The organism is Aquidulcibacter paucihalophilus (assembly GCF_002105465.1).
Lineage (GTDB): Bacteria > Pseudomonadota > Alphaproteobacteria > Caulobacterales > Aquidulcibacteraceae > Aquidulcibacter > Aquidulcibacter paucihalophilus.
In genome coordinates this window covers 26125-37277 of sequence record NZ_NCSQ01000157.1, presented here as the reverse complement: position 1 = coordinate 37277, position 11153 = coordinate 26125, and the positions used below count along the sequence as shown (strand labels likewise).

The following is an 11153-nucleotide window of genomic DNA, read 5'->3' as shown; positions in this document are numbered from 1 at the left end:
CCCAACACACGCCTCCACGAGCTGTTGCCGTGGAACTGGAAGCCCGCCGTCGCGCCACAGCCCGCTTGATCGGTCAAGGCGTATCAGACCAGACGCTTACCCTGCTACAGCCGCACGACTGACACGATCAGCATGCCAGATCGCAGCCGCTTCATCGGCACCAAGACGAGCACGCCCACCGAGGGCTGGTATTCCACTCTGCTTCACGAGCTCACACACTGGAGCGGCGCAGAGCACCGCCTGGCACGCACATTCGGCGAACGCTTCGGTGATGACGCCTACGCAATGGAAGAAATGGTTGCAGAACTTGGCGCGGCATTCTTATGCGGTGATCTTGGCATCACATCTGAAGCACGTCCCGATCATGCTGATTACATTGGTCACTGGCTTCGCATCTTGAAGGCGGATCGCAAGGCGATCTTTGCCGCTGCAAGCGCGGCCAACAAGGCTTCAGAATTCTTGATGAGTTTTTCTCAAACTCAACAACGAGAGGCGGCCTAACGGCTGCCTTTCAATTTCTACCGCGCTTTCAAAAGCGTGATGGATAGTCGCCTCAGCGGTTTAGTCTGCCTCCTTGTTTGGGATCATCCAGTAACAATGACGGTGAAGCTGGCAGGGCCCCAGTTCCTTAAAGTCGCATCGTCAACGGCTTGCCCGATCCATTCGCGTCTTTGCAATCCGCTCCCGTGTTGGCCGTTCCCCAATTGGTGACGCTACGCCTTTGCACCCTGCCTTTTGGCCTCCCGTCCACTGGACGAACCCAAACAAAAATGGAGGCAGACATGAATAGCGAATATCAAATCATCACAAAAAATTGGCGCGGTATTGAAATCGAAATCCGCTGGCAAAACAGCTATGTTGAGTTTGAAGATGGAAGACATCTTGGTCATCTTGAAATCGAAAGTGTGAAGCCTGCACGCGCGGCTCTGCCCGTCACAGAGACTGGCTATCGCTCGCACTTCATCGATGCAAAGTCAGTGATCAATGCAGGCGGACCAGCCGCCTTTGTCGAAGCATGGTTCGAGGATGCAGGTGCCACCAAATGCTGGCACAAATGCCAAGCCCGCCAAGCTGCAAGCAACCAACTCTCGCTCTTTTAGAGCGGGAGTATCACGTTCAAATGAAACATATATATTTCGCTTAATGTGAAAAATAGAAATACATATGTTTCTAAAATAAATTGACAATGAAACATATATGTGTCACTATTGGGGCTGAGGATAACGAAATGAGCCCTGATCAAACCCTTTTAGCCCGCAAAAATCTGGATCGCCGCTTGAGCAAGCTCAATCGTGAAGCTGTCATCGTACCTCCGTTTGGCTGGGTGCGGGCTATCCGTGAAGCGCTTGGCTTGTCTCCCCAAAAACTGGCAGAACGAATGGGCGTTACGCGCCCTCGCGTAAATACGCTTGAGAAAGCCGAAGTGACTGGATCGACGACGATCAAAAGCCTTCGAGAAGCCGCCGAAGCGATGAATTGCACATTCGTCTATGCCATCGTGCCGACGACTACACTGGACGATATTTTGCGTGAACAAGCAGCAAAGAAGGCCGATACAGAACTTGCGCGCTATCACCATACTATGCGCCTAGAAAATCAAGCGATGGATAAACGCGATCTTGCGACCGAGCGCGAGCGATTAGTTTCAGAGATGCTCATGGGTTCACTTCGCCGTGTGTGGGATGACGAATGAGCGATCCTATTTTCGATGAAGATGATGAAGCCAACACACCTCTTGAACCCGAAGAGCGTGAGCAGCTCATTCCATCCTACATCACGCTTCGCCGTGAGTTGAACGAAGCCGAACAGATCAATATTGCCGATGCGGCCAAATGGCTCGCAACACGCAAGCGCGACGTGCTCGATGAAAAGTTTTTGCGCACTTTGCACACGCGTATGTTCGGTAAGGTGTGGAAATGGGCGGGTGATTATCGAAAGACGCCGCGCAATATCGGTGTTGAAGCATGGCGTATTCCCATGGATGTTGCGCAAGCCATCGATGATGCAAAATTCTGGGTGGCAAACAGCACATTCACCGCCGATGAAATCGCTGTGCGCTTTTCGCACCGCTTGGTGGCAATCCATCCATTCCCCAATGGAAATGGACGTTTCTCGCGTATGGTAGGCGACTTGTTCGCCCAGCAACTAGGTCAGCCACGCTTTTCCTGGGGCAGTCAAAATCTTGTTGATCCAACGACGACACGGCGAGCCTATGTCGAAGCATTGCGTGCAGCCGACGCGTATGATTTGACGCTCTTGATTGCCTTTGCGCGATCTTAGTTTGCGGAGCGCTTTCTCACCGAGTTGATCGGCTGATCTGCTTGGTGGTCTTTGGTTTCGGTTATGTCAGTGTGGTTCTCATCTTCTCGCGTACTGAAAGTCCAAATCCCGCTTGCATTCATTCATGGGGTTATCGATCAGACGCGTCTGAGTTCAAGGTCGCTCGCTTCAGTGCCTTGCAGCTCCGCGCGATAGTTTGCATCCGCAAAACCTTTGATCACAGCCTTATTCGTCTGGTCGCTTTTCTCCCCATGACGCAGCGGGAATTGTCCCAACGCGATTTAACGAAGGAGAACCAATATGACTGACACAACAACCAAATCCCGCCCAAGCCACCGCTTGTTCAACGTAACAGGTGACGGCGAAAACGCCCGCTGGACCGACATCGGCGTTGCATGGTCAACCAAGGACGGCAAAGGCTTCACGCTTGCACTCAATGCCATCCCAGTAAACGGTCGGATCGTCATGCGCATCAACGAAGATAAGCCAACCGCCAACAAGAAGGGGAGCTAACGCTCCCCTTCGGGGCTTCTCGAAATCAGCTCTTCATGGCCCTCGCAATTTGTGAAAGTATCCTCTCCTAACTGATGGCCGTTGTACTTGGCACTATTTTTGGTTAGTGGGTTTAAGTTACTCATGGACCTTCATTATGAAAACAGCGATTTTGCTTCGGACGATATGTCTATGCCTTGGGCTACTGCTTTGGTCGTCGCCTACCGCTGCGCAGCGATCAGATTCAGTTATAGGAAATGTCAATAATGCGTCATCTGCCGGTCTCGAACGCGGAATTGCTTTATATCAAAGCCGCAAGTTCAAGGCTGCATTTGAGATACTAGAACCAATTGCTGAGAGCGGAAATGCAGATGCCCAAGCAATTCTGGGCGTGATGTATGATGACGGTGAAGGCGTAACTCAAGATCTAGAAAAGGCGGCACAGTGGTATAGGAAGGCAGCAGAACAAGGGCACCCTAGCGCCCAAGTAAACCTTGGCGCGTTAAAGTGGGCAGGTAGCGGAACACCGCAATCCTACGAAAGTGCCAATTATTGGTTTGGTAAGGCGGCCGAGCAGGGAAACGCGCGTGCGCAGCTCAATCTTGGCGTTAGCTATGCCAACGGACAGGGCGTCGCCCGCAATTATGCCGAAGCAGCTCGCTGGTTTCAAGCAGCCGCAGATCAGGGACACCCAACGGCGCAACTCAATCTTGGAAGAATGTACCTAAATGGCGACGGCTTACCACAGGATTTTGGCTTGGCAGCCGAATGGTTAGAAAAAGCATCCCTTCAAGGTGAGAAGAGAGCTCAAGAACTGCTGAACACAATTCCGCCGCATCAAAAAGCGAATGCGCCTCAGCTAGCAGTTAATGCGCCATCTCCGACAGGTAAACGAGCCTCAGAAGCATCGCCAAATCATCAGGCTTGCGAAAATTTTGGGTTCAAACAGAACGACAGCGGGTTCAGCCGGTGCCTTCTGCAGCTGGCCGAGGCGCAACGACAGGCCGCTCAGTGGCAACAGCAATATGACTTACAAGTCCAACAATACGAACAACAACTGGCAATCTACAATGCGCAGCAGGAAGCCATTCGCAGAGAGAGAAATAGGCAGCAAGGTGAGGCACTCATGCGCTTCGGACAGGGCCTGATGAACTCACAGTCTCCAACGTTTGCTGGAGGCCTCGCAGATGGACTGAATGCGCTTAATGGGTTACCCCCTGTAAGTCAGCCAGTTCCGCCTCCCGCATTGCCTGCCATTCAACATTTCTCAATCCGAACACCACAAGGCAATCAGGTCTATTGCTCGTATAGCCCCGCAACTGGCGAAATGAATTGTAGATAGTTCACGGCTAAGCCTCAGTAACGTTATCAGCTCTGGTGGAGACGTTTTACATTTTGCTTCGCCAAATTGGAATTTGAGGCCGATATCGAATATCCAAGAACTGAGCCGCATCTTCCGGCTTGTAAAGTAAATGCTTTTTCAGGCTGCTGACTATTGGGGCTGTGGGGCTAAAGGGGAGCACCAATGACTTTTAATGATGTCTTACGAGCGGTCATATCGCTGTCGGTACTTTTTCTTTCGATCGTTTGTGGGCCTCAGGCCAAGGCTTCAGAATGTTATCAGTCCACAATAAAGTCCCCGACACCATTTTTGGGAGTTAACGATGAAGTATTTGTCCTGACAGACGGGTCAATCTGGCAGGTAAAGTATGAATATGAGTACCTTTACGAATATTATCCGTCAGTAATCATTTGTCCCTCACGAGGTATCCTGATTGTTAAAGGCAAATCACTAAATGTCGCATCCCTCGGCACGGGACAGGGCCGCGGTCGCTCATTGCCTCCTCAAGCCACGCCAAATGCTCTAACTGTCGTATATCGCGTAAAAGGATGCGACTATTTCGTCGCAGATGGCCCAGCAGGGCTTTACGTGTTGGAATGGCAACGCGGATTTGACCCGGCAGTTGGCGATGAATTCGCCGGCTACGAACGGGGATATGGTTTCAAAGACGTTGTATTCTTGCGAAATGGACGAGAAAGTCGAGTATACGTGGAAGATTATCTATTAACTACCGAGCGAGCCGCAGAAATACTCGCGAGCAAATGCTCATAGGTTCGGTTTCGTTGAAGAGTCAGCCATCAATGATCCGGATAGTGATTTAAATGTCCTAGCCCGCGTCATCACACCACGTTTTGCCATATCCTCATGATTTCACCGATCTTTTTTGACGCTCTGGCTTGATAATCTGTGATACCAGTTCCCCCCACTTCCCCAGCGCCTCACGCTTCTCCGCTGCATAATCATACAGCGCATAGACCTTCATCGTCACCGCCGCTGCCCCGCCGGTTTCGCCTGAATGGTTGAGAATACGGCCAATCAAGAATGGCGGGATCTTTAGGCGTTCACTTGCCATATTGGTGGCTGCAGTGCGTCTTAGGTCATGGGTCGTCGCTCCGTCGATACCGACTGCCCGACAAATGTCCCGCATTCCATGACTAACGGGATTGGAAGTAATCGCAGTTTGGGTCCCGCGTGGTGACGCAAAGACGTGTGGCGAGTCCTTTAGCCCCAACTGCTGGCGCAATTCCAACGCACGCTCAATCACCGTCTTTGCTTGTGGCGAAAGCGGTATGAAGTTCGCTTTGCCATTCTTGGTTCTGTTGCCGGGGATGGTCCACGCGCTCTGTTCAAGGTTTAGTTCGTCAATGCGCATTCCGGCGACCTCACTCCGCCGCGCGAGCGTCAGGAGCAAGAGCTTGAGGATTAGGCGGACTTGTTCGCTAACTTGGAGCGACTGGTAGGGCTTCTTCGGATTTAAGTCAGGCACAAGCAGGCCCGTCGGGTCTTCAAGGACCTCCCAGATTGATTTTATCTCGGCGTCGCTCAGCACCCTGTCTCTTACCCTTTCAGGGGCAAGCGCCTTTACCTTATCAACTGGGTTCGCGATCAATTTGTCCTCGACCACGCCAAAGTTCAGAATTTGCCTTAGAAGCGCCCTCACCCGGTTTGAGGTAGTGCCATTACCCTTTGCCACCAAGTCACGGAGTAAACCCTTTATGCGGGGCGCTGTGACATCAGCCAGTGCTAGTTCGCCCATTGGCTCATCTATATAGGCCGCCCACATTTGGCGCTCTCGAACAATCGTAGAGGCCTTCTTTGGCTTTTCACGTGGACGCCATTCGCCCGTTTCGACAGCTTTAAAGTACGCGTCCTTTAAGTCGTTAAATGATTTGATCGGCTCAGCTCGCGCTTCTTCGATTACTTGCTCCCGTCGAGATGACGGATCTTGACCAACGCCGACCTTATTTATGAGATCACGAGCCAAGGCACGGGCTTGGAACAACGAAAGGGCTTGCCGCTTTGCATCACCCTCAGGGAGCGTCTCTGTTTCACTTTGATCTAAATCGTTCAGGAAAATGCCAAGGGCATAACGACGTTGAACGCCATCGGCCGTCCGGTAGCGAAAAACCCATGACTTCTTGCCCGTCGGTCCCACTCTCAGAATGAGCCCTCGTACGTCTTGATCAAAGACTTCAAGCCGTCCTTTTGGTGGGGCCTTTACTGAGGCGACAAATCGGTCTGTTAGCTTTGCCCGAGCCATTTTCGAGGTCCTTATCAAGGTATTCAAAACTGATTTTTGGGGCACAATTGGGGCACAGCGGGGCACAATTGGGGCACAAAAAATTGACACTCGACGAAATGCCATGAAACGGCCTGAAACACAAATATTATAATAAACAGATATTTATGAACGCACTGCAACGTTTTGCAACGCCACGAAACAGCGAAAGTGAGTCACTCTTAATCAGCGGGTCACAGGTTCGAACCCTGTATCACCCACCAATGTTTTCGAGAGGCGGCTCTGGAGGCCCCTTTAGCGAGGCGCTATTCAACGCAAAATGACGTCCAAAACATCCAGCTTCGGCTTACCGAATGGACATAATCGGGCTTGAGAGGATCGCTTTCGCAAGAAAGCGGGTGCACGGATGATTGCCCATCATTCAGGCTGCTAGGCCCCATAGCGTAAATGGCTTAGGGTGGATAAGAATAGTCGAGCATGTTGGTCAAATAATAGGGCCGCCAAGACTTGGCTGCATGCGCGTTGATGTTTCGGGATTGAGTTGGGCAAAACACTATGGCCGATGAAAAAGATGACGATGTGTGGGCACGGGTGCGCGATGAAGCGCAAATCAGTGAATCTGCCAAACGCATCGCCAAAGCCGCCCAACGCATGAAAGAGCAGGAGAGCGAGGAAGCGGCCAACCGCCTTGCTCCGATCGAAATGGCTGAAGCAGCCGGTGGCGATTTGGCCGCCAGCACGCCTCAAGAGGCCGTGGACCCACGCACCAAAATGCGGTGGGAAACCTCAACCGAAGAACCCGATGGCTCTGCCCCCATCAAACGTCGCCAAAAAGCCAAACATGCCCCTACCCTGCTTTATGGCTCCATTGGCTTGGCGTTAATCTGGGTTGCCGGTGTCGGTGCCTATATTTTTGAAAATATTGCAACCCTGGGGGCGAGCGACGCGACCTTGCTTTTGAGTTTGGCGGTCTTGTTGTTCGGACCTGCCTTCTCGCTCCTCGCGGGGCTGATGGGTGAAAGCATTGCCAAGTCTAATCGCGAGTCGCGGCAATTGATGGCCGCTGTGCGCCGCTTGCTTTTGCCCAGCAATCTAGCCGAAGGGGCGATCCGCACCACCGCCCAGGCGGTTGAGAACGAAATTGCACGCTTGGAAGGTGCCTTAAGCCAAGTGGCAGAAAGACTGGCGCAAATCGAAGGCCAAGTCGAACGACGCACCTTGGCCCTCAATGAAGCAGGTCAAGCCGCTCGCGGCAGCGCCGATAGCCTTGCCCAAACCATGGAGCAAGAACGCCAACGCCTCGACAGCTTGCTGGCCTCTTTGGCGGAAATGACCGCCAATGCCGCTTCGACAACCCAAGTTGCGACCGAAGGGCTGGACATGCGCGCCACCCGCCTAACGGAGGTGGCGCAAGGTTTGGCGACCCAATCGACCCACGCTTCCGAGCTTGCCATTGGCGCGGCAGAGCGTTTGGACCAAGCGGCACAGCGGGCGGCAACGGCAATTACCGAACTGGATCAAGCTGCAGCAAAAGGCGAGTCCGCGCTCGCGCGCGCCCATGACTTGATGGTTCTGGCCCGTCTGCGTGCCGATGAAGCCGTGGGCAGTGTGGATGGGGCGGTTCAATCCTTAAGTTCGGCTGCCCAAAAAGCCAGCGAGAACGCGGTACAGGCCGCCAATACGATCGCGAGCAAAACCCTTGAGGCGCGCGATATGAGCCTCGCGACCCTAGAAGATGTTCGGGCTGCTGCAGAAGCCAATGCTCGCCTCGCCGCAGAATCCCTGCGCGCCGAAGCAAATGCCGCCCGCCTCGCCGGGGAAGAAACCATGGCCGCTTTGCGCGCCAGTGGTGAAGCCATTCGCCAAGCTGCCGAAGAGGCCCGCCGTCGCGCGGCAGAGCAAGAAGCGGAAAATCAAACGCGCTTGGATTCGGCCCGTCAAACGGCCTTTGAGGTGAGCAAGGAAGCCGATCACTTCATGTCGGGCCGCCTAAAAGACGCCCAAGCCATGATCGAACAATCAGCCGGCTTACTCGATCAAACGGGGGTCCGCATTCAAGAACGCTTCTCAGCCCTCGCCGCAGCCTGTGCCGATCAAGCGCGTGCGGTGGAAGATATTCTTGATGGGCTTGATCGTCGCTTATCAAACTTGCCACAGGAAGCCGATACGCGCGCCCGGGCAATTGAAGATGCTTTGAATGAAACCTTAAGCCGCCTGAATGCGGCTGGACGCCGTGCCGCAGAAGAAACCGCTGCTCTGGATGAAGCCTTCCAAATCCGTTTGCGTGATTCCTATTCCGCACTCGGCGAAGTGGTGCAGCGTTTGGGTGGCCTGTCTGGTGTGCTCGCCCCGCCGGTTGCCGCCCCCATACTCGCCCAGCCGATTGCCGCGGCACCACCGCCCCCTCCACCGCCTCCACCTCCACCTCCACCTCCACCTCCGCCTCCGCCGCCGCCGCCGCCGCCTCCGCCTGAGCCGATTGTGACGATGGTGGAAGAAGTGGTTGAGCCTGAGGTTGAAAGCTCTGTATTTGCGCCCTTTTCGCCAGAAGAGATGGCTCAAGCAAAGATAGAGGGAGAGGCACCGCCAGCCCAAGACGCGGTATCCGTGGCTACGCCCCTGAAAGGTCGTCTCGCGATCTCCAGCCCCATCCCTGTTGAGGATGATCCATTCGCAGATCTGCAGATTGATCGCACCAGTGCCCCTGCCGGTGGTCCAGCTGGGGGATGGAGCTGGAAGCAAGTTCTTTCGAGCCTCGATTCCAAAGGCCCAAACCCGGAAAATCAGCGCATTATGGCGCTTCTAACCGAGTTGGAGTTAGAGCGGGCAATCGATGATGCTCTGCTGGATCGCTTGCGCGCTCTGGCCGGACGGTCGCGCGATCAAGCCCGCCGCGGCACGCGCGAGGCTGTTACCAACAGCGTCAAGGCAATGCGTCTGAAACTCACCATGGACCCAGATTTACGCGCGCTCGTGGTCCGCTTTGTGGAAGCACGGCGGGAGGCAGCTGCCCGGGGCCGGCTCACTGGTCATGAAGCCCGCGTTTATTTGGTCGCTGACGCCGCCTTTGAAGCATAGTCTGCGTCAGCCTCTTTGACGGCCCATTGCATCGCTTTAATCGCAAAATTACGGGTCGCCTGCTCCAAAGCGCGGGCGGGCTGAGTAACATCACCACGGGCTGCAATGGCTTCTCCGGTGATGACTTTTGAGGCCAAGGGCTTGCCGGAATACACCTCGATCAAACGGGCCGTCGCTTCAATACGCGCCACTCCTTTTGTCCGGCCTTGCGGTTCGGTGACTTGAAAAGCGCTGACATCAAAGTGCAGCTCATAATCGGGTCTCGCAATCGTCACCGCGCGAACAGCGGCGCGCGTCGAACCTGCAAGGTCGAAGGTCTCCAGCACCACATTTTGAATCGATAAGGGGGCCGAAGCGGAAAAGCGCAGACCGTCGACATAGGCAAAGGTGCGATCTTTGCGCATAACGGCAACTTGGTTGCCCAGCAAAATGGCTGGCATGGTTGGGACGCCAATCCCGATGGTGAACGGGCTCTGTTGTGCTTGCCGCGGTACCGTGGGATCTGCCCGCATCGCCACCACGGCCGGGGGTTTACCCGGCTTTGGCAACAGTGTGATACAGCCCGCCACTGGTGCCGTCATCGTGGCAATGGCCAATAAAAGGCCGAGACGTTGGATCGTTTTCATTGTTTCCACTTTACTGTCGCGGTGGGGGGACGGTTGACGATTTCCAGCGGGTTCTGGCTAATTTGTTGGCCCAAAGCATCAAATGTCATCGATGTATTGCGCACCTCTTGGGCTGCACGGCTCATATCCGGCAAGGTCTGATCGGCACCAATTTTGAAGAAACGATCAATCGAAACAACGGCGCGATTGGTGTTTTCTGCCACCGCACCAAATTGATTGGTCGCCGTGCGCATCGCCACTGCGGTTTCATTGAACTCTTTCAACGTGGATTGCGCTTCGGTTAAAGCTTCCATGGTTTTCGCCAAGGTCAGTTCTGCCCCACCCGAAAGGGAGTTTGCGTCTTCACTCAATCCATCCACGAGGAGGCGGCTCGAACTTACAAGCGCCAGGGATTCCTGGCCTAAGGTATTGGTCTGGGTCATCAGATTTTTGCCTAAGGCGTCATAGGTGGTCGCCGTCAGCGTCGCTTGGTCTGCGAATTTGCGTGCCGATTGTACAAACAAGCCGGTATCCTGTGTGGTTTGACGGAAGCTTTGCGCCGCAAGGCTCGCCTCGCGCAGGGTTTTTGAAAAGTTCTCGATATTCTCGGCATCTAAAAGCTTATTGAGGCGGGCAACAGCTTCCAGAGAGGTCGAAATCACCCCTTCCCCATCCTGCAGCAATCGGTCCAGCTGGCCGCGCTGGCTGGTGATGACTGGGGGGCTTTGCCCGATGCGCGCAAACATGCGCTTGGCCCCATCTGAGCCGGCCAGGATTTGAATATAGGTTGAGCCGGTCAGGCCAGAGGGCTCAAGTTGGGCGATAGAATCGGTCTTCACCGGCGTGGTGCTTTGCACCCGGATGCGGGCAATCACGTCTTTTGGATTCTGCTCGCTCAAGCGCAAATCGGTAACTTCGCCAACCTTTATGCCGTTGAAGCGCACTTCGCCGCCAATCTCGAGACCCCGCACAGGCCCTTCAAAGACGACGTCATATTGCGAGCCCTGCCGATTGACCCCGGAATTGCCCATCCAGACTGTAAAGATGATGGCCGCGAGAATGCTCAAGATCGTGAACATTCCGATCATGACGTAATTGGCGCGTGTTTCCATCTTCT

At 54.2% G+C, this 11153-nt stretch carries 10 protein-coding genes and 1 pseudogene; 8 read left to right on the top strand and 3 right to left on the bottom strand.

Going from position 1 to position 11153, the window contains the following annotated elements:
• Positions 1-111 precede the first annotated feature (111 nt).
• The 7 genes and pseudogenes from B7364_RS11490 to B7364_RS17910 form a co-directional block, all read left to right on the top strand.
• Positions 112-501 (top strand): annotated as a pseudogene (locus B7364_RS11490) (zincin-like metallopeptidase domain-containing protein); the annotation flags it as partial.
• A 281-nt stretch (positions 502-782) separates the two neighbouring features.
• Positions 783-1100, top strand: coding sequence for a hypothetical protein (locus B7364_RS11485; protein WP_157893661.1), 318 nt, complete (start codon positions 783-785; stop codon positions 1098-1100).
• A gap of 128 nt (positions 1101-1228) precedes the next feature.
• A complete protein-coding gene (locus B7364_RS11480; protein ID WP_085340175.1) occupies positions 1229-1693 on the top strand; it encodes a mobile mystery protein A in 465 nt (154 codons plus the stop codon).
• Entirely contained in the window at positions 1690-2280 is a 591-nt protein-coding gene (locus B7364_RS11475; protein ID WP_085340174.1) for a mobile mystery protein B, read from the top strand. Before B7364_RS11480 ends, B7364_RS11475 begins: the two co-directional genes overlap by 4 nt.
• Positions 2281-2580: 300 nt before the next feature.
• Positions 2581-2793, top strand: coding sequence for a hypothetical protein (locus B7364_RS11465; RefSeq protein WP_085340172.1), 213 nt, complete (start codon positions 2581-2583; stop codon positions 2791-2793).
• A gap of 136 nt (positions 2794-2929) precedes the next feature.
• Complete coding sequence (locus B7364_RS11460) at positions 2930-4114, top strand: tetratricopeptide repeat protein (protein ID WP_085340171.1); 1185 nt, start codon at positions 2930-2932, stop codon at positions 4112-4114.
• A gap of 183 nt (positions 4115-4297) precedes the next feature.
• Positions 4298-4885 carry a hypothetical protein gene (locus B7364_RS17910; protein ID WP_157893660.1) on the top strand — a complete coding sequence of 196 codons (588 nt, stop codon included), beginning with the start codon at positions 4298-4300 and terminating at the stop codon, positions 4883-4885.
• 91 nt (positions 4886-4976) lie between these two features.
• Here B7364_RS17910 and B7364_RS11455 read toward each other — a convergent pair whose 3' ends face one another.
• Positions 4977-6374, bottom strand: coding sequence for a tyrosine-type recombinase/integrase (locus B7364_RS11455; protein ID WP_198534224.1), 1398 nt, complete (start codon positions 6372-6374; stop codon positions 4977-4979).
• Between the two features lie 534 nt (positions 6375-6908).
• On the opposite strand from B7364_RS11455, the gene B7364_RS17725 reads away from it, so the two are divergent.
• The gene (locus tag B7364_RS17725; RefSeq protein ID WP_106407620.1) at positions 6909-9431 is read left to right on the top strand and encodes a coiled-coil domain-containing protein; all 2523 of its coding nucleotides are present in this window, start codon (positions 6909-6911) and stop codon (positions 9429-9431) included.
• Here the strand turns inward: B7364_RS17725 and B7364_RS11445 are convergent.
• Both B7364_RS11445 and B7364_RS11440 read right to left on the bottom strand, forming a co-directional pair.
• A complete protein-coding gene (locus tag B7364_RS11445) occupies positions 9398-10057 on the bottom strand; it encodes an ABC-type transport auxiliary lipoprotein family protein (RefSeq protein ID WP_157893659.1) in 660 nt (219 codons plus the stop codon). The two genes, B7364_RS17725 and B7364_RS11445, sit on opposite strands and share 34 nt — an antisense overlap.
• Positions 10054-11148, bottom strand: coding sequence for an MlaD family protein (locus B7364_RS11440; protein WP_085340168.1), 1095 nt, complete (start codon positions 11146-11148; stop codon positions 10054-10056). The genes B7364_RS11445 and B7364_RS11440 overlap by 4 nt, the downstream gene beginning before the upstream one ends.
• Between the last annotated feature and the right edge of the window lie 5 nt (positions 11149-11153).

Coding starts and splice junctions, on each gene's coding strand:
- B7364_RS11485 (WP_157893661.1), top strand. CDS start 783: ATGAATAGCGAATATCAAATCATCACAAAAAATTGGCGCGGTATTGAA.
- B7364_RS11480 (WP_085340175.1), top strand. CDS start 1,229: ATGAGCCCTGATCAAACCCTTTTAGCCCGCAAAAATCTGGATCGCCGC.
- B7364_RS11475 (WP_085340174.1), top strand. CDS start 1,690: ATGAGCGATCCTATTTTCGATGAAGATGATGAAGCCAACACACCTCTT.
- B7364_RS11465 (WP_085340172.1), top strand. CDS start 2,581: ATGACTGACACAACAACCAAATCCCGCCCAAGCCACCGCTTGTTCAAC.
- B7364_RS11460 (WP_085340171.1), top strand. CDS start 2,930: ATGAAAACAGCGATTTTGCTTCGGACGATATGTCTATGCCTTGGGCTA.
- B7364_RS17910 (WP_157893660.1), top strand. CDS start 4,298: ATGACTTTTAATGATGTCTTACGAGCGGTCATATCGCTGTCGGTACTT.
- B7364_RS11455 (WP_198534224.1), bottom strand. CDS start 6,374: ATGGCTCGGGCAAAGCTAACAGACCGATTTGTCGCCTCAGTAAAGGCC.
- B7364_RS17725 (WP_106407620.1), top strand. CDS start 6,909: ATGGCCGATGAAAAAGATGACGATGTGTGGGCACGGGTGCGCGATGAA.
- B7364_RS11445 (WP_157893659.1), bottom strand. CDS start 10,057: ATGAAAACGATCCAACGTCTCGGCCTTTTATTGGCCATTGCCACGATG.
- B7364_RS11440 (WP_085340168.1), bottom strand. CDS start 11,148: ATGGAAACACGCGCCAATTACGTCATGATCGGAATGTTCACGATCTTG.